This is a genomic window from Marivirga atlantica (genome assembly GCF_016734805.1).
Taxonomy (GTDB): domain Bacteria; phylum Bacteroidota; class Bacteroidia; order Cytophagales; family Cyclobacteriaceae; genus Marivirga; species Marivirga atlantica.
In genome coordinates this window covers 514,456-536,031 of sequence record NZ_JAERQG010000002.1, presented here as the reverse complement: position 1 = coordinate 536,031, position 21,576 = coordinate 514,456, and the positions used below count along the sequence as shown (strand labels likewise).

At 36.7% G+C, this 21,576-nt stretch carries 19 protein-coding genes; 12 read left to right on the top strand and 7 right to left on the bottom strand.

Going from position 1 to position 21,576, the window contains the following annotated elements:
* Both ligA and JKP34_RS09695 read right to left on the bottom strand, forming a co-directional pair.
* Positions 1-2,010 (bottom strand): NAD-dependent DNA ligase LigA, encoded by a 2,010-nt coding sequence (gene ligA / locus JKP34_RS09700; protein WP_201920322.1) that lies wholly within the window; start codon positions 2,008-2,010, stop codon positions 1-3.
* Between the two features lie 132 nt (positions 2,011-2,142).
* Positions 2,143-2,490: a 4Fe-4S binding protein gene (locus JKP34_RS09695; RefSeq protein WP_201920317.1), complete on the bottom strand. Its 348-nt coding sequence runs from the start codon at positions 2,488-2,490 to the stop codon at positions 2,143-2,145.
* Positions 2,491-2,722: 232 nt separating this feature from the next.
* Here JKP34_RS09695 and JKP34_RS09690 point away from each other — a divergent pair, with 232 nt between their 5' ends.
* From JKP34_RS09690 to JKP34_RS09675, 4 genes are all read left to right on the top strand, one after another.
* Positions 2,723-5,179 carry a DUF5686 and carboxypeptidase regulatory-like domain-containing protein gene (locus JKP34_RS09690; RefSeq protein WP_201920314.1) on the top strand — a complete coding sequence of 819 codons (2,457 nt, stop codon included), beginning with the start codon at positions 2,723-2,725 and terminating at the stop codon, positions 5,177-5,179.
* An 84-nt stretch (positions 5,180-5,263) separates the two neighbouring features.
* Complete coding sequence (locus tag JKP34_RS09685) at positions 5,264-6,268, top strand: acyl-CoA reductase (protein ID WP_201920311.1); 1,005 nt, start codon at positions 5,264-5,266, stop codon at positions 6,266-6,268.
* A 1-nt stretch (position 6,269) separates the two neighbouring features.
* A complete protein-coding gene (locus tag JKP34_RS09680) occupies positions 6,270-7,610 on the top strand; it encodes a short-chain fatty acid transporter (RefSeq protein ID WP_317193675.1) in 1,341 nt (446 codons plus the stop codon).
* A gap of 87 nt (positions 7,611-7,697) precedes the next feature.
* Positions 7,698-8,105, top strand: coding sequence for a hypothetical protein (locus JKP34_RS09675; protein ID WP_201920308.1), 408 nt, complete (start codon positions 7,698-7,700; stop codon positions 8,103-8,105).
* On the opposite strand, the gene JKP34_RS09670 is transcribed toward JKP34_RS09675, so the two are convergent.
* Entirely contained in the window at positions 8,092-8,718 is a 627-nt protein-coding gene (locus tag JKP34_RS09670) for a histidine phosphatase family protein (protein WP_201920305.1), read from the bottom strand. The two genes, JKP34_RS09675 and JKP34_RS09670, sit on opposite strands and share 14 nt — an antisense overlap.
* A gap of 82 nt (positions 8,719-8,800) precedes the next feature.
* Between JKP34_RS09670 and JKP34_RS09665 the strand changes: the two genes are divergently transcribed.
* The 7 genes from JKP34_RS09665 (at position 8,801) to JKP34_RS09635 (ending at position 15,942) form a co-directional block, all read left to right on the top strand.
* A complete protein-coding gene (locus JKP34_RS09665) occupies positions 8,801-9,226 on the top strand; it encodes a hotdog fold thioesterase (protein WP_201920302.1) in 426 nt (141 codons plus the stop codon).
* A gap of 2 nt (positions 9,227-9,228) precedes the next feature.
* Positions 9,229-10,446, top strand: a complete 1,218-nt coding sequence (locus JKP34_RS09660) for a chorismate-binding protein (RefSeq protein ID WP_201920299.1) — start codon at positions 9,229-9,231, stop codon at positions 10,444-10,446.
* Between the two features lie 111 nt (positions 10,447-10,557).
* Entirely contained in the window at positions 10,558-12,000 is a 1,443-nt protein-coding gene (locus JKP34_RS09655; RefSeq protein WP_201920295.1) for a LamG domain-containing protein, read from the top strand.
* A 66-nt stretch (positions 12,001-12,066) separates the two neighbouring features.
* The gene (locus tag JKP34_RS09650; protein WP_201920292.1) at positions 12,067-13,071 is read left to right on the top strand and encodes a ligase-associated DNA damage response exonuclease; all 1,005 of its coding nucleotides are present in this window, start codon (positions 12,067-12,069) and stop codon (positions 13,069-13,071) included.
* Between the two features lie 75 nt (positions 13,072-13,146).
* Positions 13,147-13,941 carry a bifunctional ornithine acetyltransferase/N-acetylglutamate synthase gene (locus JKP34_RS09645; RefSeq protein WP_201920289.1) on the top strand — a complete coding sequence of 265 codons (795 nt, stop codon included), beginning with the start codon at positions 13,147-13,149 and terminating at the stop codon, positions 13,939-13,941.
* 86 nt (positions 13,942-14,027) lie between these two features.
* Complete coding sequence (locus tag JKP34_RS09640; RefSeq protein WP_201920286.1) at positions 14,028-14,402, top strand: methylglyoxal synthase; 375 nt, start codon at positions 14,028-14,030, stop codon at positions 14,400-14,402.
* Between the two features lie 52 nt (positions 14,403-14,454).
* Complete coding sequence (locus JKP34_RS09635; RefSeq protein ID WP_201920283.1) at positions 14,455-15,942, top strand: ArnT family glycosyltransferase; 1,488 nt, start codon at positions 14,455-14,457, stop codon at positions 15,940-15,942.
* Here JKP34_RS09635 and JKP34_RS09630 read toward each other — a convergent pair whose 3' ends face one another.
* From JKP34_RS09630 to JKP34_RS09615, 4 genes are read right to left on the bottom strand one after another with little or no spacing between them, the layout of a single operon-like run.
* Entirely contained in the window at positions 15,943-16,971 is a 1,029-nt protein-coding gene (locus JKP34_RS09630; RefSeq protein WP_201920280.1) for a UDP-glucose--hexose-1-phosphate uridylyltransferase, read from the bottom strand.
* The gene (gene galK / locus JKP34_RS09625; RefSeq protein ID WP_201920277.1) at positions 16,972-18,123 is read right to left on the bottom strand and encodes a galactokinase; all 1,152 of its coding nucleotides are present in this window, start codon (positions 18,121-18,123) and stop codon (positions 16,972-16,974) included.
* Positions 18,123-19,694: a sodium/sugar symporter gene (locus tag JKP34_RS09620; protein WP_201920274.1), complete on the bottom strand. Its 1,572-nt coding sequence runs from the start codon at positions 19,692-19,694 to the stop codon at positions 18,123-18,125. Before JKP34_RS09620 ends, galK begins: the two co-directional genes overlap by 1 nt.
* 3 nt (positions 19,695-19,697) lie before the next feature.
* Positions 19,698-20,765, bottom strand: a complete 1,068-nt coding sequence (locus JKP34_RS09615; protein ID WP_201920272.1) for an aldose epimerase family protein — start codon at positions 20,763-20,765, stop codon at positions 19,698-19,700.
* A 100-nt stretch (positions 20,766-20,865) separates the two neighbouring features.
* Here JKP34_RS09615 and JKP34_RS09610 point away from each other — a divergent pair, with 100 nt between their 5' ends.
* Positions 20,866-21,576, top strand: coding sequence for an NUDIX hydrolase (locus tag JKP34_RS09610; RefSeq protein WP_201920269.1), 711 nt, complete (start codon positions 20,866-20,868; stop codon positions 21,574-21,576).

Below are 21,576 nucleotides of genomic sequence, written 5' to 3'. Positions count from 1 at the left end.
TTATGATATCATTTTTGTGAATTCTTCTTCGCTGATGATTTGTACTCCCAGCTTCTCAGCCTTTTCCTTTTTGGCAGGCCCCATATTTTCACCAGCCACTAAGATATCTACTTTTCCTGAGATTGCCGAGACTACTTTTCCACCATGCTGCTTGATCACTTCCTTAATTTCATCGCGACCATAATTTGTGAAAACTCCTGAAACCACTAAAGACTTACCCTCCAGCGCATTACTCAATTGCTGGTTTTCTTCCTCCACAACTTCAAATTGAAGTCCCTTAGCCTTCAATCGCTCGATCAACTCTCTTTTATCAGGATCATTGAAATAATTCACCACACTTTCCGCAATTCGCCCACCAATTTCAGGCACCTCTACCAATTCTTCATAAGTCGCTTCTGATAATCGATCTATAGTTTTAAAGTGCTGCGCCAACTTTTCAGCCACAGTACGACCCACAAAACGAATGCCCAGCCCAAAGAGTATATTTTCAAAAGGAATCTCTTTAGAAGCTTCAATACCTTTCAATAGGTTTTCAGTGCTAAGTTCCTTAAATCCTTCTAGTTGATACACATCTTCGAAAGAAAGGTCATAAAGATCGGCTACATTTTTAACCAATCCTTTATCATATAACAATTCGATGGTTCTATCACCTAGTGAGTCGATATCAGCTGCTTTTCGCTGAATAAAATGGGCAATACTTCCTTTTATCTGTGGTGGACAACCTTTGTCATTAGGGCAATAATGCACTGCTTCCCCTTCGGCACGCACCAATTCTGTTCCACATTCAGGGCATTGAGTCAGATACTCAACAGGTTTACTGCCTGCTTTCCGTGCATTCAAGTCAACACCTGTAATTTTAGGGATAATTTCACCTCCTTTTTCCACATGCACCATATCGCCAATTCGTAAATCCAATCGGGCAATTTCATTCGCATTATGAAGAGAAGCTCTTTTTACTGTGGTTCCCGCCAATTGTACAGGAACTAAATTAGCTACAGGGGTTACTGCACCTGTTCTTCCTACCTGATAGGTAATCTCTTTCAGTTCAGTAACCGCACTTTCTGTTTTGTATTTGTAAGCAATTGCCCAGCGCGGACTCTTAGCAGTGAAGCCCAATGTTTGCTGTTGGTCTTTGCTATTTACTTTTATAACTATACCGTCTGTATCAAGCGGTAATGTGTGTCTTTTTTCTTCCCATTCGTTGATATAGGCCAACACCTGATTGATATCACCACATTTTTTATAAGTGGGCGACACATTAAACCCCATCTTTTCCAATTGCTTGATACCCTCTTCATGAGATGTAATCGAAAGATTTTCACCATTGTATGAGTATAAATAGCAATCAAGCTTTCTTTTAGCCACCACCGATGAATCCTGCATTTTTAAAGTACCCGAAGCTGTATTTCTGGGATTTGCTAGCAACTCCTCACCATTGGCCTCACGCTCTTTGTTAATAGCATTAAAATTTTCTCTCGGCAAGAATACTTCTCCTCTTGCCTCAAAATAGGCAGGGAAATCTTCTGTCCTCACTTTAAGTGGAATGGTTCTTATGGTTTTTGCATTGGTGGTAATTACATCACCTCGAGTACCATCACCCCGGGTAACCCCTCTTACTAATTTACCATCTTCATAATGTAAACTGATAGCCACTCCATCGAACTTAAGTTCACAGAAATATTCATATGCTTCACCATCCAGACCTTTAGCCACTCTTTTGTCCCAATCCTCAAGTTCTTCTTTAGAGTAGGTATTCCCTAACGATAGCATTGGGATGATATGCTCAAAGGTTTCAAAGCTTTTGGTAATATCACCACCAACTCGCTGCGAGGGTGAGTCATCAGATTTGAACTGCGGAAATTCATCCTCCAGCTTAATTAGCTCTTCCAGCATTTTGTCGAACTCGTAATCACTTACTTCAGAAACACTTTCCTGATAGTATTGATGATTATAATAATGTAGCTTCTCGCTTAATTCCTGAATTCTTTTTTGCGCCTCCGCTGCGTTCATGTTTCGGTGAATGTTGTGGTTTACAAATCTAATCAAGTTGCTGTGGGAAACCAGAGTTGAACTATCGAATTTTTGACATAAAAAAACCCTACAAGTATGCAGGGTTCATCATTTATCAAGTTTATGCTTTCCTTATTCCAGGTGAAGCATTTCTTTCTTCTTCGCTAATTCCTCCTCAGTTTCTCTCACATCAGGATCATCCACACAGCAATCAACAGGACAAACAGCAGCACATTGTGGCTCCTCGTGAAAACCTGTACATTCTGTGCACTTTCCTGAAACGATATAATAAAACTCATCGGAAATTGGCTCTTGCATTTCGTTGGCATCAACCACAGAGCCATCTTCTAATTTAACCTCTTCCAGAGAAGTTCCACCTGCCCAGTTCCACTCTACACCACCTTCATAGATAGCCGTATTAGGACATTCAGGCTCGCATGCACCACAATTGATACATTCATCAGTAATCATTATTGCCATAGCAAATAGATTGGTTTAATTTTCAAAACAGTTGTTATAGCAACAAATTTAGAAACATTATGTTTCCGCAGAAAATAATTAGGCTTATTTAAAATATTTATTGAAAGAATTTGGCTCATTTTATTTATAATTCTTCATTAGCTCACTTCTTTTTTCGCAATTGCTACAATAACTTCGCAGAAATTGCTTTTAGCAAAAGAACCTTTTCAACTATCAAGCTGTCTATCACCACATGTCTAATTACCATTCATTTAAAAGTAAATCATCATTCCTTTTATTAGTGCTACTGGCTATTACTTTTCAAAGTATTGCCCAAACAAGTGGAATTAAAGGTACCGTTAGTGCCGAGGATGCAGCAACTTTACCTTATGCTAATGTAATCGTTCTAGGCAAATCAATAGGCACTTCAACAAACTTTGATGGTGAGTTTACGCTACCGCTACCTCCTGGAAAGTACCAGATTAGTTTCCAGTTTGTTGGTTATAGAAAAGAAGTGGTGGATGTTGAAATTGTGCCTGATACTTTTGAAAGATTAGATGTTAGCTTAAAGGTAGAAAAACTACTACTTGATGCTGTAGAGGTTAGACCTAATGGAGAAAACCCTGCCCACAGAATAATAAGAGGAGCGCAAGCCAATAAAGAAAAGTATTTGAAGGAAATTAAAGGTGTAGGCTTTAAAGCTTACACCAAACTCTTTGGTAAATGTGTAGAAAACAGAACCGGCTCTGTACGTTTTCTGGGTACGCTTTTAGAGCCTATGAAAGGCATCTTTTATCTATCCGAAAGTGTATCAGACATTTATCAGTATAGTAGATCAGAAAAAACTGAAGAACTAATGGCCTCTCTAACTTTAGATAGGGATGATAGCTATAGCCAGAATTACTCCAATTTTATTGAGCTCTACCAAGACCACCCAATGTCTATCAATGCTGGTGCAGTAACTAACCGAATCATATCTCCCATTTCAAAAGAAGCTTTTAGCTTTTATGAATACGAATTGAAAGGCAATTTTGAAGTAGATGATAAAATTGTTTATAAAATCGGTGTTTATCCTAAAGCTGAGAATGGAATAACCTTTGAAGGTGATATTTATATCATAGATAAAAGCTGGAGGTTGTATGAATCACAATTAACGCTGGATAACCCTTTATTAGGAAAGTTTGAGCTTAGCAGCAGTTATATAGAGGATAAAGCCCATTCCATTTGGTTACCTTTTGCCTGTAGTGTTAGCCTGAAAGAGGAAGATGATGAGCTCATCATCTACTATCACAATATTTACTACGAATTCGATTTTGATAAAACAGTACCTCCCTACAGCAAAGAAGCCAGGCGCATTGTAAGTGAAGAAGTACTCGAAAAAGATAGTGCCTGGTGGCATCAAATAAGGCCAATAGCCTTAACAGATGAAGAAAAGAGAGCCTATGCAGCTCATTCTGACAATAATAAAGGTCAATCTGTTGGTACAAAAACTGACAGTATTTCTACCAACTCATCAGATTCACTAGTATCAGAGAAATCAAATCAACTTGGACGCAAGCTCATGTATGCGATAAACACTGGTGAATTTCCTTTAAACGATCATCTTTTTCTACAATCAAACTTTTTCAGTTTCAATACTATTGAAGGTGGGGTCATCAAACCCGGGCTTATTTACAGAAATGAACTCAACAGAAAAAAATATGAATTAAGTTTCTCATCGCGCTATGGTTTTGCCAGTAACACCTTCTACGCGAAGGCAGGTATTGATTTTGAAATTAACCCAGCAAAACTGTCAAAAGCTAGTTTAAGTGCAGGTAGTTATGTGGAGCAGATTTCAGATAATCAATCTATTTCAGAATATTGGAATATGGCATATAGCCTGGAAAGCGAAAATCTCATCAAGCTCTATAAAAACAACTTTGTTGAAGGCGCTTTTCAAACTGAATTATTTAATGGATTAGATGTTGTCTTGAAAAGCTCCTATGAAGTTAGGTATCCGCTGCAGAATAACTCGACCTATAACTGGGCCAAAGAAGATGAATACACATACACTCCCAATCAGGCTTTAATTAATGGAGAATATGTAGATTTTGATAAAACGGATTTAGTAGAGACAAGTGTGCTAATTAGTTATAAACACAAAAGAGCTTTTAATTTAATCAAGGGAAGGAAAGTACCTCTATCTTCAGGGTTTCCATTACTAAGAATGAAAGTTGATTACGGTCAGCTGGATGTTTCCTATCTACGCTATGTAGTCAACATAAGTGATAATTGGTCACTAGGTAAGTTAGGACAAAGTAAAATGGGCGTTAGTTATGGAGACTACCTATCAAAAAATAATCTTACGGCAATAGACTATTTTCACTTCATGGGAAACCAAACTTTTGTCTACCAAAACCAGGAACAGTATGGTTTGTCTTATCAAACTTTAAGTTATTATAACAGAAGTACTTCCGACTACTTTTTGGGCGCTAATTTTGAGCACGATTTTAATGCACTTCTTTTTAGTTGGATACCCTTACTCAAGAAGATGGGGGTCAAATCATATGTAATGGCCAACTATCTGCAAACAAATCTACCCGATCCTTATACCGAAATAGGCTTTGGTCTGAGCTCATCCTTTATACCCTTAAGAGTTAATTACCATTGGGGATTCAATGGAAATGACTTTGTAAGAAGCCAAATCACTATTTCGGTAAGACCAAAATAGTACAAAGCTTGTCTTTTTTAGGTTGGGTAAAAGCTTATTCTTACTTTTGCCATCTGAAAATAATTACAAATTCAAACCTACTTTATGACTTTTGATGAGCGTTTAAATGCCTTTATTAAACTTGGTGAAGAACTTCGAAATATCTCTGAAAGCCAAATGGACGAATGGTACTTCAGAGCGACAAGTTTTAATAACTGGTTTACCCGTGAAAGTGTAAAACAATCTGTTGATGCTATAGGTCAAATGCTTGAAGCTGAAAAACTTATAAAGTGGACAGACCACTACCCCAAGCAAGACGATACCCACAAAGTTGTTGGCTTAGTGATGGCCGGAAACATTCCTTTGGTGGGATTTCATGATTTCTTAAGCGTTCTGATTTCTGGACATAAAGTGATGGCTAAAATTAGCTCTCAAGATCCATTTCTTATTCAGCAAGTGAGTAATATGCTTGTTGAAATAGCGCCAGCTTTTGATGAACGCATCACATTAACCAAAGAACAGATCAGAGGTTTTGACGCAGTTATAGCTACTGGCAGTGACAATTCAGCCAGATACTTTCATCAATACTTCGGCAAATACCCACACATCATCAGAAAAAACAGAACTTCAGTTGCTGTAGTAACAGGAAATGAAACCGAAGAAGAAATAAAAGCAATCGGTCAGGATATGTTCCAATACTATGGACTTGGCTGCAGAAATGTGAGCAAAGTATTCTTCCCGGAAGGTTATGATTTCAATCCTTTCATTCAAACGATGGAATCCTTCGATCAATTGAGAGATCACCATAAGTGGGTTAACAATTACGATTATAACAAATCCATTTTTTTAGTAAATGGTGATGAGCACTTTGATTCCGGTGCTTTTTTACTGAAAGAGAGTAAACAGTGGGTCTCTCCTATTTCGGTTATCTTCTATGAATTTTATAAAAATGAAGAAGACCTGAATACAAAACTGGAGTCAAATCAAGCATTAATCCAATGTGTTGTTGGTAAAGATGTTCGCTTCATTATGCCAGGAGAAGCCCAAAAACCAGAACTGTGGGACTATGCTGATGGAGTGGATACCATGAAATTCTTAACTGAATTATAAAGTGAAGCGCATTACAGAAGCATATATTGGCTTTGTTGAGAAGTACTTACCCAGTCCTTTTGTAATTGCACTATTACTAACATTAATCACTTTTATTTTTGCGCTATTCTTTACTGGAAAAGAAGCTTCTATTGTAAACAATGGAATTGATATTTTAGGCTTTTGGCAACAAGGCCTTTGGGAGCTATTGGCCTTTACTATGCAGATGGTTCTTATTCTGCTTTTGGGTCATACGCTTGCGCTAACTGCTGCATTCAGTAAATTTATAAACCTATTAGCTGATTCAGCTAAAAATACAGCCCAGGCTGCTGCAATGGTAAGTTTCTTTGCTATTCTGTTGAGCTTTTTCAATTGGGGCTTGTGTGTGATTTTTGGAGCGATTTTAAGTCGAAAGCTTGCAGAACGATTTAGTCAAAAAGGTAGAATTATTAATTATGGATTAATTGGAGCTGCCGGCTACAGTGGCATGATGACCTGGCATGGAGGTTTTTCAGGTTCTGCTCCTTTGAAGGTGGCTGAAGCTAATCACTTTTTGGTGGATAAAATAGGTAGCATCTCCATTGACGAGACCATCTTCTCCACCATGAATGTAGCGGTATCAGTCGTCATTATAATAGCCATACCTCTTGTACTTTTATTGATTGGCCAGAAACTACCAGGCAAAAACATCAAGCTGCAAGCATCATCTGAAACAAGTAGTGAAGAAAAGTCAACCGATAAAGAAGCTGAAGATAAGGTTTGGATTGCCAAACTCTTAGGTATCATTATGCTTGTTTCAGCAATTCTTTATGGTTTCAGGCAGTATCATCAGGGAGCCAATATTATAGATTTGAACTTCATCAACCTATTGCTCTTTGCATTGAGTATCAGTTTGCACAAAAACTTAAGAGCTTTTCTACATGCGGTTGATGATGCTATTAAAGGAGTAAGCGGCATTATTATACAGTTTCCACTTTATGCCGGCATTATGGGTATTATGAAATACTCAGGATTGGTTGTGGTTATTTCCGATACTTTTGTTTCAATTAGCACCGTTCAAACTTTTCCAATTTTCACCTTTATAAGTGCTGCGGTGGTCAATTTCTTTGTTCCTTCCGGTGGTGGGCAATGGGCTGTTCAAGGACCTATAATTGCCGAGGCAGCTACCAACCTCAATATTGCAATTCCAAAAGTGGTTATGGCCTTATCATATGGTGACCAATTAAGTAATATGTTACAGCCGTTTTGGGCGCTACCTTTATTAGGATTGACGGGGCTAAAAGCGAAAGATATTATACCTTATACTTCAGTACTTTTCATATTAGGCCTCGTAGTATATGGAAGTGTCTTGATCATATTTTAACGAACAACTCCTGTTAAAAACATAACTCATTACAACTAAAAATAGCTTTTTGGGGTCTATATGGTGAATTTTTAACGTAAAAAGCTGATGAGAAACATTATTCCCATACTAATTCTTTTTTCTTGTATACTACTTTCATGTAATGAAGAAGAACTCGTTAATGCTGAAGCTATTGGCACCTATATATTAACAGAAAGGTACAGTGATCCGGGTGATGGCAGTGGCACTTTTCAACCGGTAGAAAGTGATAGAAGAATTACCTTAAAGGAAGATAACACCTACTCCACTAACTATGATTTTTGCAATTTCTTCGGGACAGAAACTAAGGTATCAATGAATGGGAAGTTTAATCGTGAAGAACAGATTCTGGTTGTACCGGATGTTTGCTCCGAAGACTTTTATTTTGATACACTTCAAATAGAACTCAAGCCTCAAGAACTCATCATCTACTATTTATGTATAGAGGGTTGCGCAGAGAAGTTTAGGCTGGAGTAAAATCTACCAAATGTGAAGCTTCGTTATAGTCAAGTAGTTGATATTGATCACCAGTGGCTTTCAGTTTATATAAGCCAAGGTTCTGATGTTCAAAAACATCCATTACACTTAAGGGATAATTAAATAAATGGGCTAAGAGAATTCTCATTGCTCTGCCATGCATACAGATAAGCACTTTTTTTTCATGTATTTGGCTCATTATGTATTGCATGGCTTCCTTCTGCCTGCTTGCCACTTCCTCCGGAGACTCCCCTCCTTCCACAGGTAAAGTTGTATGTCCTTGCTGCCACTTTTCCAAAACACTGTAGTAATATTTATTGGTCTCCTCATTAAAAGGAACGCCTTCTCTGGCTCCCCAACTGATTTCGTTTAATCCCGATAGGCGCTCGTAATGAATGCCATCGTCAATAAATTGCTGAACCGATTCCAAAGTTCTTCTTAAATCGGATACATAAATTTTATCAAACCCTTCATTTTTGTAGGCTTCATAAAAAGCCGCTGCCTGCGCTCTACCATTTTCATTTAAGGAAGCATCTACCCCTGAACCTTGAACAATTTTCTTAAGATTGTAATCAGTTTGTCCGTGCCTGACAATATATAATTCCTTCACCATGAGTGCTTTTTATGAGTAGATAGCTGCTTTAATTTATTATAACTATTTTTGAATTTGAAAAAGCAAAATTAAGCAAAGAAGCATGGATAGAAAATTTTTCAATAAGCCATCTCTGGAAACACTCAATCAAATGGGAAAAAATACCATTAGTGAGGTAATTGGAATGGAGTTTACTGAAATTGGCGATAACTACCTTATCGCTAAAATGCCTGTTGACCATAGAACGCATCAGCCCTACGGTTTGCTTCATGGTGGTGCCTCAGTTGTATTAGCAGAAACATTGGGAAGTGTTGGCGCTATGTTGATGGTTGATGATTCAAAATATGCATGTGTAGGATTAGACATTAACGCGAACCATATTCGTGGAGTAAAATCAGGTTGGGTGTATGGAAAAACAACTCCTATCCATATCGGAAAAACCACACAGGTTTGGCAAATAAATATCACCAATGAGCGTGAACAATTGGTTTGCACAAGCCGTATTACAATGGCAGTAATAAACAAATAAGCTTGGAAAATAGAATTCAGGAAACCTCTACTATAAAAAAATTGACAGCTGCTGAATGGGTAAATAAACTTATTCAGTTCACTCAATCTGTTGGAGGAGCTTGTGCCGTTTGGAAGCTCCCTAATGACAATACCATTAACCTTTTAGCTGATTTAAAGGGAGGAGATCAGTTAAGTGAGCTTGAACTTGATGAATTATCCGAAGGCTTCTTAATGGCTCCATTTGATGTTTCAGAAGCACATTATTTACATTTCAAGCCCGATTTACAGGCTACTATTAATATGCCTGAGTTTGCCGATTCAAATGATACAATCGAGATTGAATGGAATGCGGAAAACGAAGTGAACGTTGAGAAATTCAGGTCGTTCATCAAACAACAGAAGACAAGTGTTAAACTTAAGCCACTAACTTCAAATGTTTCCTCAACTACTAAAGAGGCTTATGTAAACAATGTAGAAAAAGGAGTTGAGGCCATAAAAGCCGAGCAATTCTACAAGGTGGTTCCTTCTAAAATTAAAGTAATTGAAAGCCAAAAAACACCAAATATTGGGCAAGCTTACTTAAATACGGCTAATAAATATCCTAATGCATTTGTTAGCCTTACAGTAAGTCCTGATTCAGGCATTTGGTTAGGAGCAACGCCTGAGATTTTAATAGAAGATGTTCATAATGGCCATTTCAAAACGGTAGCACTCGCAGGCACACAGAGAAAAACTGAAAGACCTATTGCAGAAACTGCCTGGACGCAAAAGGAAATAGAAGAGCAGGCTTATGTATCTCGCTATATAATCAATTGCTTTAAAAAGATCAGGTTGCGCGAGTATGAGGAGATAGGTCCAAAGACCATAGAAGCCGGCCATTTACTACATTTGAAAACCACTTATAAGGTTGATAAACAAGCCGTCAACTTTCCTGAACTTGCCTCTGTTATGCTCAAATTATTGCATCCTACTTCTGCAGTTTGTGGCATGCCTAAAGATGCTGCACTTCAGTTTATTAATGAAACAGAAGCTCATGAGCGCAGCTATTTTAGTGGATTTCTTGGACCTATTCATAAAGCTGGTAAAACCAACCTGTTTGTTAACTTAAGATGCTGCCAATTCTTTGAAGGAGCCGTTGCTTTTTATGCTGGAGCCGGAATAACGGAAGATTCAAATCCTGAAAAAGAATGGGAAGAAACAGAGATGAAGTGTGATGTTTTGGCCAGCGTAATCTTATGATTACATTCATCGAGTAAATAGGCTTCTGATCGAAAAAAATATAATTTTATTAAACTCGTCTTTTCAAGTAGTTATAATTCTATACTTTTGCGGTTCATTAAAACTTTAAAGATGAGAAAATTATTAACCTTAGTAACATTAGCAGTTTTATTATGGAGCTGTGAAGAAAAAGAAACAAATTTTAAAAGTGAAGTTAGTTTTACCATCACCGAGAAAACAACTTCTAATGAAAGAGTAGCTTCAGCCAATGAAGATATTCCTTCACAAATATTGATTTCAGTAAAAGATGAATCCGGAACTTTTATCCTGGAAAACGAAATCATTGAAATAACAGAATTTAGTGGTGAATATATTTCAGACCCTGTACTAATGGAAGTAGGAGGCTATGAAGTGGATAAATTTTTAGTATTAAATGACTCAAGCGAAGTTATTTATGCAACTCCAAAAGCAGGTTCTCTATTTGAATCGTTTGTTAACAATCCTTTGCCGTTTAGCTTTTCCGTTTCAAGTGATCAAGCTGCCGAAGTTGGACTTGAAGTAATTGCTACAAATGAAATAGACCCAGAAGATTTAGGGTACTCAACTTTTGCATTTTCCATTATACCAACGCAAGATATTTTGCTAAGCATGCTAGGTTATGTAGCATCCGAAGGACAAGTGAACCTTTTAGAAGGTAATATTACTGTGTTTGGAGATTCTGATTCCCTATTTACTCAAAATATTGGTGATTCAATTAATGTAGTTAGGTTGAGAACTGATTATAATACAATTAAAATATTGGCTAGATCTACCGGTTATCAGACAAATGAGGTTGTTCTTTCTACTTCAAGTCTTGACCAGTACAGAACAAAACCATTAGACATAGAACTGCTGCCTATAGGGGGATTAATGGCATATTTTCCTTTTAGTGGAAATGCGAATGAAGTTCTTACCAATAATGACAACTTTACAAATACAGGCGCAGTCTTAAGCTCTGACAGCTCAACAACTGCTAATGAGGCATATCTTTTTGACGGAGTGGATGACGTAATTAATTATGGTGATGTGTACGACCTTGACACCAATAGTTTTACTGTTACAGCATGGGTTCAAGTGTATAATTTTGACGGATTGATTGGTGGAACAAGTACTCGCGGTGCTGAAATAATAAATAAAGGACTTACTAAATATGGCTCTCCTTCTAGAGCTGGATATGGTCTAAAAGCTCAAGAACTAAATGGAGAGAATGTTTTCGGATTCTTTTTAGGTACTGGTGACAATGTTTATTTTGCAAGATCTGGCAGTTTTAACAGTTATCAATGGTATTCCGTGGTAGGTAGAAAAACAGATGGATTGATAGAGTTATTTGTTAATGGTAATAAGGTATCAGAAACTGCTATACCTCAAAATGCAAATGTTAACACTGATATTCCATTTACTATTGGCTCTATTGATAAGTTGGGAAATGACTCAGCAGGAACCAATTACTTTGATGGTAAAATAGATGAGGTTAAGATATTTGACAGAAGTCTATCTGACCAAGAAATTTCTGATATTTACTATTCAACTTTCTAAAAACTTATAGAGGGCTAGCAAGCCCTCTTTTTTTTAACAATTCTTTTGATTGCAAGTTCACATTTCATGCAATCTCTCATCCAATTCACTGATTCAGGTATATTTTGCCCTAAAGGTGATTTCTACATAGATCCCTGGAAAGGTGTGAAAAAGGCACTGATCACGCATGCCCATGCTGACCATGCACGCTTTGGATCGGCTTACTATTTGGCACATAAGCAATCTGCTCCTATCATGAAGCAGCGGTTAGGCCAAGACATTAATCTCGAAACAACAACATACAACCAGCCAATTCATATGAATGGCATCACTGTTACTTTTCATCCTGCAGGACATATCCCTGGATCTTCCCAAATAAAGCTTTCTTACAAAGGACAAAGATGCGTGGTTAGTGGAGACTATAAATTAGAAGAGGATGGCATTAGCTCTCCTTTTGAGCCTGTAAAATGCAATGAATTTGTGACTGAATCAACCTTTGGATTACCAATTTACCAATGGCAACCTCAAACAACAGTTTTTAATGAAATAAACAGCTGGTGGAAGCAAAATAAGGAAGAAGGTAAAACCTCTGTGCTTTTTGCTTATGCTCTTGGTAAAGCCCAAAGACTTATGGCTCATCTTGATACTTCAATAGGTAAAATCTATACGCATGGAGCGGTTGAAAATGCCACTGAAGTACTTCGTGAAAATGGTCTTAAACTTCCTGAAACTACGCTTGTCACCAAGGATATTCCTAAAAAAGATTTCAAAGGAAATATTGTAATAGCCACACCAGCATCAATTGGTAGCGCGTGGATGAAGAAATTTGCTCCATACAGCACAGGCATTACCTCAGGTTGGATGATGCTTCGAGGTACAAGAAGAAGAAAAGCCGCTGACAGAGGCTTTGTATTATCCGACCATGCCGACTGGAATGGTTTATTGACTGCAGTAAAAAATACAGAGGCTGAAAAAGTATATGTAACCCATGGCTACTCAGATGTTTTTAGTAAATACCTAAATGAACTAGGCTGGGATGCCCAAAGTGTAGATTCCATGTATGAAGGAGAATCTTTAGACACTAACTTGTAACATCTAGTCAGTATTTCGGTTTTCATTTATGAACCTTTCCTAAATAGCTATTAACTGGTTTAGTTAAAAAAATTCATGATAACAGACTTACTGCATATTAAAGGATTCTCATATCATGGTTTCTCTTCAGGACTGAAAGAAGATCATCAATTGGATTTGGTAATCATTCATTCCGATCATCCTAGTGAGGCAGCATGTTTAGTTAAGAAGATTAAAAATTCAGAGCCATTAGAAATAGTTGAAAGGCAATTTGAAAATCATAAAATTCAAACAGTGGTCATCAATTCTAGTAATTCTAACACAAACACGGGAGAACTAGGCACTCAGAGTGTCCACAAAGAGATTCAACGAGCGGCATTGACTTTTCAGGCAAATGAAGCGCATGTAGCAGCATTGAATACTGGAGCCATAAAAGAAAATTTCCCTATAACAGAAGTGTTGAACGGAATTAGTTTTGCGATGGGACAATTAAAAAGCACCAGTGAAAGTAGCGATACTACAGCTAGAGCTTTAGCAGATGATGGTATAAGTATAAAAGGATATTCAGCACAAATGATGTTGGATAAGGAAGTTATCAGATTTGGAGCTATAGCACAACATATAACTAATCAAAAAATACCCATTGGCACAATTGTCAAAGTGATTTTAACTGATTTAAATATAGAGGGTCAAATACTACAGGATATCCTCAATGACATAGCTTTTAATGATGATTCCACACAAAAAAAATCTAATGTTAACGAGGTAATGATGATACTTGCAAGCTCAAAAGCTAAGCACAAAAAAATCACTCAGAAAACCGGAGACATCTTCGATCAAGCAAGCGCAAAAATTAGAGAATTATATCATATGCTTCTTTACCATACTTAAACCTGTTTAGCAAATTAATCTTTATCTTTAAAAATAATAGGTATAATTAACGCTAAGAAGGATTAATATAAATTGATAAAAATCAGATGAAAAAAATTGCCATAATTGCTCATGATGGAAAAAAACCAGAAATGGTAGCCTTTCTTATGAAGAATAAAGAAAAATTAAAGGATATTGATCTAGTGGCAACAGGTACAACGGGTGGATATGTACAGAATACCGGACTTAAGGTAGAAAAGTTACTGTCAGGCCCACTTGGTGGTGATGCTCAAATTGCTGCTATGGCGGCAGAAAAGAAACTCGTTATGGTTTTCTTTTTCAGAGACCCGGCAGGCAAACACCCACATGAACCAGATGTACAAATGCTTATGCGTATTTGTGATGTACATAATATTCCATTAGCAACAAATCCTGCCACAGCACAACTTCTTATCGATTCCAACTGGCAGGAACTTTCTTGATAGTTTATCTCTAATAAAATTGTAAAACTTCTATCTACCTTAATTTATCAGCTTGAAAAAGTATTGGCTACTCCTAACTGTTCTGGTAAGCGTAAAGCTTATTTTACATTTATTTGGCAATATTAATTATGGATTCCATAGAGATGAATTGCTCCATCTCTCAGTAAGTGAACATCTTGCCTGGGGTTATTTTGAATTCCCTCCAATGATTGCCTTTATTGGCAAAATTGCTAGTGCTGTATTCGGTTATTCATTGGGTGGAATAAGACTTTTCTCTACACTGGCAGGAATATCCATATTATTACTGAGCTGTACCATAGCCAAAGAAATGGGTGCAAAATGGAAAGGTATTTTATTAACAGGGATATGTATTTTAGCGTTTCTTCCCTTTTACAGAAATCACACATTGTTTCAACCTGTTGCATTTAACCAGCTTATCTGGACAATTGGCTTCTATTCTATAGTACGATATGCCAATACCTCAAAGAATAAATATTTAATCATTACTGGTATAATTTTAGGTCTTGGCCTACTTACTAAGTATACTATATTGGTGTGGGCTTTTGGAGTTTTTACAGGTTTATTAGTTGCTTATAGAGGGAAAATTTTAAGCAATAAATGGTTCTATCTTTCGGGTTTATTAGCATTGCTAATCTTTCTACCTAATTTGATATGGCAGCTGCAAAATGACTTCCCACTGCTACAACATTTGCAAGCACTAAAAGATAGTCAACTTGATAAGGCAGATAAACTGAACTTCATAACTGAACAGCTAGAATTATTCAACACTCTGATAATAAGCTTAATAGGACTTATAGCATTATTAGCCCTGAAAACGCTAAAAAAATACAGGAGTTTGGGTATAAGCATTTTAGTCATCTTTATTACTATGTGGATTGTTGATGCAAAAGCCTATTATGTATTTGGCATTTATCCGGCACTGTTTGCAGCAGGATCAACTCAAATTGAAAAGTGGTTTAATAAAAAACCAGTTTGGTTATATACAATTGCCGGCATAGTATTTTTATTACCGCTATATTTTATTCCTCAACTCACTCCAATCTTGCCAATTGAACAGTATTTAGCTTACAAGGAATTAAAACAAGAGAATGGAAGATATGAACTCACAGGTGACTATGCCGATATGTTCGGCTGGGAAGAACAAGTTGCTCTTGTTGATAGTGTATATAACAGTTTAAGTGAGCAAGAGAGAAATAATTGTGTAATCTGGGCTGAAAATTATGGAGAGGCCGGTGCTGTTCAGATAATTGGTGATAAATATGGTTTACCAGATCCGATTTGTAGGCACGGAAGTTTTTGGAGCTGGGGTTATGGAAATCCTGAAGCAGAAGTATGGATAAGCCTAGGGAATGAGGCAGGAGCTGTTAACTATGTCTTCGATAGTGTAACTTTAATAAAAACGATCAAACATCCTTATGCTATAGAAGAGGAAAACAATATTCCGCTCTACCTCTGCAGAAATCCTAAAATAGACATTCCGCAGTGGTGGACTGATTCACGGAAGTATATATTTGATTAACTAAATATTCTTGATCTTGTCTTTAAAAATTTCAGCGCTTTGTTCCGCTGTAATATCTCGTTGAGGATTGGCAAGCATTTCATAGCCTACCATAAATTTCTTTACTGTTGCAGAACGTAGCAGTGGTGGATAAAAATGCATGTGAAAATGAATTTCAGGATAATCATTTCCATCTGTTGGTTGTTGATGTATACCTGCAGAATATGGAAATGAAACATCAAATAGTTTATCATAACCAGCACATAATTGCCTGATGATATCAGCATACAAATTCACTCCCTTCGCATCTAGCTGATTAATGTGTTGGTATGACTGCTTAGGTAAAATCATTACCTCAAAAGGCCAAACTGCCCAAAAGGGAATAAGTGCCACAAACTCTTCATTTTCCAGTAAGATGCGCTTTTTATAAATTAATTCCTTTTTAAGGTAGTCTGATAACAGAGTTCTATCATGCTTGTCGTAGTATAATTTCTGCTGAATATGTTCCTTCTTTGGTTCATCAGGTATCACGTCAGAGGCCCAAATTTGTCCATGAGGATGCGGATTACTACAACCCATCACCTCTCCTTTATTTTCAAAAATTTGAACGTAATTGACATAATCTAGCTTCCCAAGATTCTCATATTCACTCTGCCATGTTTTAATCACTTTAACAATCTGTTCAGTAGTCATGGAAGCAAGCGTAAGGCTATGATCAGGAGAAAAGCATATCACACGACACTTTCCTTTTACTGATTCTTGCTGAAATAATTCATCATTAGACAAAATTTCAGCTTTCTTTATATCCGGCTTAAGAGCTGCAAAGTCATTTGTAAATACGAATGTATCCGAATAGTTATCATTCTTTTCACCACCTACTCTTTCATTGCCAGGACATAAATAACAAGTAGAGTCATAAGAAAGACGGCTTTCATTCTGCTTCTCCTCTTGTTTGCCCTGCCAGGGCCTTTTAGTTCGCTGTGGTGATACCAAAACCCATTCGCCAGTTAGAGGATTATATCGTCTATGTGGTGTTTCAATTAGTTCCATTTAATTTATTTCAGATGTTCCATTGGCTGTTTTAACTGAATAGATAGAAGGTTGTATTTCGAATTTCTCTAGGTACTTTCTAGAAATTTCCTCTTTAAATTCTTCAACATGTTCAGACTTGACTAAGTTAATAGTACAACCTCCAAATCCACCTCCCATCATTCTTGAACCAACCACATAGGACATTTTCTTGGTTTGCTCTACAAGAAAGTCAAGTTCTGTACAACTCACTTCAAAATTATGTTGAAGACCACGATGAGTTTCATACAATAACTCTCCAAAACAATCTACATTATTATTTGAAAGCTCTTTAGTAGCCTTTTCAACTCGTTCAATTTCATTAATAATGTAGGCGCCTCTTTTGTAAGCCTCTCTTGAGATATCATCTTTTACATCGTTAAGACTCTCATGATCTGCATCTCTTAAAGAATTGATTTCACTATTCACTTTTTTCATAGCACTTACAGCTTCCTCACATTCAATTCTTCTTGTATTGTATTCTGAAGAAGCTAGAGAATGCTTAACCATAGTATCAACTAATACAAATACATGAGATGAAACATTTACTGGATATGCTTTAAATTCCAGACTTCGGCAATCCAACTTTAGTGCAGCATTTTCCTGCCCAAATACACTGGCAAACTGATCCATTATACCGCACATTACTCCCACATAGTTATTCTCAGCCGCTTGAGAAATCCTTACTATATCCCATTTAGAAAGCTTCAAATCAAATAATGCATTATAAGTGAATGTGGTAACACACTCTAAAGCTGCAGAAGATGACATACCAGCGCCCATGGGAATATTTCCAGTAAATACAATATCTAAATTATTCAGCTTATAGCTAGCCTTGAGTAACTCATCAATTACCCCAATAATGTATAATGCCCAATTGATTCTAATAGATTTATAATTTTCTAAATTGAATATCACTTCAGAATTTTCATCAATAGAAAATATGCGGGTTTCATTCAATCCATTTGGTGCCGCTAGCATACAAATTTCCTTATCAACAGCTGCAGGTAAAACAAAACCATTATTATAATCAGTATGCTCACCTATTAAATTAATTCGCCCTGGAGAACGAAACACCCGAGCTTCCTTATCGTACTTTTCTTGATATATTTTTTTTAGTGCTCCGTAATCCATTACCAAAAAATTGCATAAAGTGCGGCCAATATCAGTATAATACCCATGGCCAATCCATTAAAAATAGCTGTGGTTTTAAAGCTATCTTTATTGATACTGATAGCCTTCGGTGATTTATCTCCCTTTAATGTAGCCTTTGATAGAGCGACTATTAGAATGGTAAGAGCAATAAATACAATACCCATTTGATCTAAAAAAGGCATGTTAGGAAAAACCAAATCTACCGTAATGCTAAAGGGAACGGAAGCAATGGCTGTCCAAAGAGCTGCTGTTCCAGTAGTTTTCTTCCAAAACAGGCCAAATAAGAATAACACTACTATTCCCGGACTTACATATCCGGTATATTTCTGAATGAACTGAAATACTTGATCCTGACCTCCCAACAATGGTTGAGCTACCAATACTGCTATGAGCATGGCACTAAAACCAATGATTCTTCCGGTTGTTACCAAACCCTTCTCGCTAGCATTTTTATTGATAAATGGTTTGTAGATATCCATGGTAAATATGGTCGCTGTACTATTCATCATGGAACTTAAAGAAGAAAGTGCTGCAGCAATAAGTGCTGCAAAAGCTAATCCTTTAATACCTGTAGGAACCAAAGTACTCAGTAGCCAGGGATATGCTTCATCATATTTGCCAATATCAGCTTGTAAAACATAAGCCGCTATACCCGGAATAACTACAACCAGCGGAATAATCAGTTTTAAGTAACCAGCAAAAGCTAATCCCTTTTGCGCTTCTTGTATATTTTTAGCAGCTAAAGCCCTTTGAATGATGTATTGGTTACAGCCCCAATAGCTTAAATTGGCAATCCACATACCACCAACCAAAACACTTATGCCAGGCAGGTCATTGTAAAAAGGATTATCTTTACTCAATATCATATCAAACTTCTCAGGGGCTCTCTCCCATAAAGTAGATAATCCTGCCAGCACGCCTTCACCGTCACTAACTGCGTCTAATGCCAAATAAGTTGTAATAAGCCCTCCAAAAACGAGGAAAATAACTTGAATAACATCAGTCCATGCAACAGCTTTTAATCCTCCATAAAGTGAATAAGCAACTGCTACCACTGCTAATCCAATAATAGATTGTGAAATACTAATACCCAGCACCACGGAAAGTGCTAAAGAGGATAGATAAAGTACGGTTGTAAGGTTAACGAAAGTGTATAACAGTATCCAGAATACGGCCAATATGGTTCTAATTCTACTATCATATCTGATTTCAAGAAACTGAGGTAAAGTGAAAATACCTTTGTTTATAAATATTGGCAGAAAATATTTAGCAACAATTATTAAGGTTAATGCGGCCATCCACTCATAGGTAGCAATGCCAAGTCCCAAGGCATAACCAGAACCAGACATACCTATAAATTGCTCTGCAGAAATATTTGATGCGATAAGAGAAGCTCCAATTGCCCACCATGGGAGAGTATTACCAGCAAGGAAATAATCGGAAGAATTCTTCTCATGTCCTTTCTTCTCTCTTGAAATCCAAAAGCCGAAACCGACAATCAGCAGCACGTAGGCTATAAAAACGATGATATCAATAGTTGAAAGCTCCATATATTAAGCTATGCTAAAAGTGTAAGATGTATTAAATTTATATTTCTTTCCAGGTTTTAAAATTGCTTTTTCTGCCCCCTTTAAATTTGGTCCATTGGGGAAATATTGGGGTTCAAGACATACAGCATTAAACATGTTTGGCTGAGCTTCATTTTTACATGCTGTGTAAAATTGTAGACCTTCCTGATCAGTTTCAATTGACATTTGAATACCGGTAAGTGGAGAGTTCAGTACGGCAGCTGGTTTCTTCTTAGTATTTAAATTAAAGCAATGATCAAAGCCAGCACATATATCTAGCTGTTCATGCTCTCCTTTTAACTGTTCTCCTATTTTTCGGAAATCCGTGTAATCAAAAACTGAGTTTTTCACTGAACGAAACTCCGCTGTGGGAATCATACTTGTATTGACTGGTAAAAAACTATCTGCATTTATCATCAGATTATGATTCTCAATACTGGTATTTTCAGATCCGTTCAAATTAAAATAACCATGATGCGTTAAATTAACCGGTGTATCTTGATCTGTTTCGGCTTCCATAAGTATATTGATTTTATTCTTATAAAAAGTGAAATACGCCCAAACCTTTAAATTACCCGGATAACCAGATTCGCCAGCTTTACTAAAATGATAAAGTGATATTTTAACTTCATCTTTAAGCGTCTCAATATTATCAATATCCCAAACTGCTTTATTAAAACCGTAAGCCCCACCATGCAGATGGTTTGGTTTTTCATTTAAATCCAGTTGAAATCGCTTCCCGTTGATTTCAAATGCACCATTATTTATTCTATTAGCGTACCTGCCAACTATAGCACCCATATAAGTATCATCTAGCATATAATCCTTAACATTAGGTAAGCCAAGCAATACATTAGTGGCCTTCATATCTTTATCGGGTACCTCAATAAATTCTAAAATACCTCCATAATTCAGAAGAGAAGAGCGAAGGCCATTACCAAAGATAACCTCCAACCTTTTTATCTCTTTACCCAAGTGTTTTCCTATAACCGCTTCCTTAAAGGTTGGTCGCAATTGGGTATTTGTCAGGTTATGCGTTGTAGTCGAAGTCAAACTTATAATTTTATAAACGTAATAATAACGTTTATATTGATAAATTTAAAATGTTGTTCCATTTTAATTAACTTAAGCTTTAAGTTTGTGGTAAGATCTTATGAACGATAAAATTAAATCAAACATACAGTATACTAATGCAGCCCCTATTTTGGCCGCAGTGGACTGCATTATTTTTGGTGTACAAGAAAATGAATTACAGCTTCTTGTATTTAAAAGAGAGGTTGAACCATTATCAGGACAGTGGTCTTTAATAGGTGATTTTATCAAAAAGGATGAATCTGTTGCTGTGGCAGCCAGAAGGGTTTTAGAGGAAGTAACTGGCTTTAATGATATTTACATGAAACAACTCCATTTATTTGGAGAATTAAATAGGGATCCAGGTGATAGGGTACTATCTGTTGCTTATTGGAGCTTAATAAGAATTGATCAGGTACATCAAAGTTTTAAGGCTAGAAACCACGAATCGAAATGGGTATCATTTAATAAAATTCCCGATTTGGTACTCGATCACAACGAAATGGTTAATATGGCCATACAAACTTTAAGAGAAAAAGCCCGCTTCCACCCCATTGGGTTTGAACTTCTACCTGCAGAATTTACTATTCCACAATTGTTGATGGTTTACGAAGCTATTTACAATAGAAAAATAGATGACAGGAATTTTAGAAAAAAGATTCTTAAATCCGAGCTATTGGATAGGTTAGAAAAGAAAGATAAAAGCACATCTAAGAAAGGATCCTTCCTTTACAAGTTTAATAATGAAACCTATAAAAAACTTCAAAAGGAAGGATACTATTTCGATTTTTAA

Coding starts and splice junctions, on each gene's coding strand:
- ligA (WP_201920322.1), bottom strand. CDS start 2,010: ATGAACGCAGCGGAGGCGCAAAAAAGAATTCAGGAATTAAGCGAGAAG.
- JKP34_RS09695 (WP_201920317.1), bottom strand. CDS start 2,490: ATGGCAATAATGATTACTGATGAATGTATCAATTGTGGTGCATGCGAG.
- JKP34_RS09690 (WP_201920314.1), top strand. CDS start 2,723: ATGTCTAATTACCATTCATTTAAAAGTAAATCATCATTCCTTTTATTA.
- JKP34_RS09685 (WP_201920311.1), top strand. CDS start 5,264: ATGACTTTTGATGAGCGTTTAAATGCCTTTATTAAACTTGGTGAAGAA.
- JKP34_RS09675 (WP_201920308.1), top strand. CDS start 7,698: ATGAGAAACATTATTCCCATACTAATTCTTTTTTCTTGTATACTACTT.
- JKP34_RS09670 (WP_201920305.1), bottom strand. CDS start 8,718: ATGGTGAAGGAATTATATATTGTCAGGCACGGACAAACTGATTACAAT.
- JKP34_RS09665 (WP_201920302.1), top strand. CDS start 8,801: ATGGATAGAAAATTTTTCAATAAGCCATCTCTGGAAACACTCAATCAA.
- JKP34_RS09655 (WP_201920295.1), top strand. CDS start 10,558: ATGAGAAAATTATTAACCTTAGTAACATTAGCAGTTTTATTATGGAGC.
- JKP34_RS09650 (WP_201920292.1), top strand. CDS start 12,067: ATGCAATCTCTCATCCAATTCACTGATTCAGGTATATTTTGCCCTAAA.
- JKP34_RS09645 (WP_201920289.1), top strand. CDS start 13,147: ATGATAACAGACTTACTGCATATTAAAGGATTCTCATATCATGGTTTC.
- JKP34_RS09640 (WP_201920286.1), top strand. CDS start 14,028: ATGAAAAAAATTGCCATAATTGCTCATGATGGAAAAAAACCAGAAATG.
- JKP34_RS09630 (WP_201920280.1), bottom strand. CDS start 16,971: ATGGAACTAATTGAAACACCACATAGACGATATAATCCTCTAACTGGC.
- galK (WP_201920277.1), bottom strand. CDS start 18,123: ATGGATTACGGAGCACTAAAAAAAATATATCAAGAAAAGTACGATAAG.
- JKP34_RS09620 (WP_201920274.1), bottom strand. CDS start 19,694: ATGGAGCTTTCAACTATTGATATCATCGTTTTTATAGCCTACGTGCTG.
- JKP34_RS09610 (WP_201920269.1), top strand. CDS start 20,866: ATGAACGATAAAATTAAATCAAACATACAGTATACTAATGCAGCCCCT.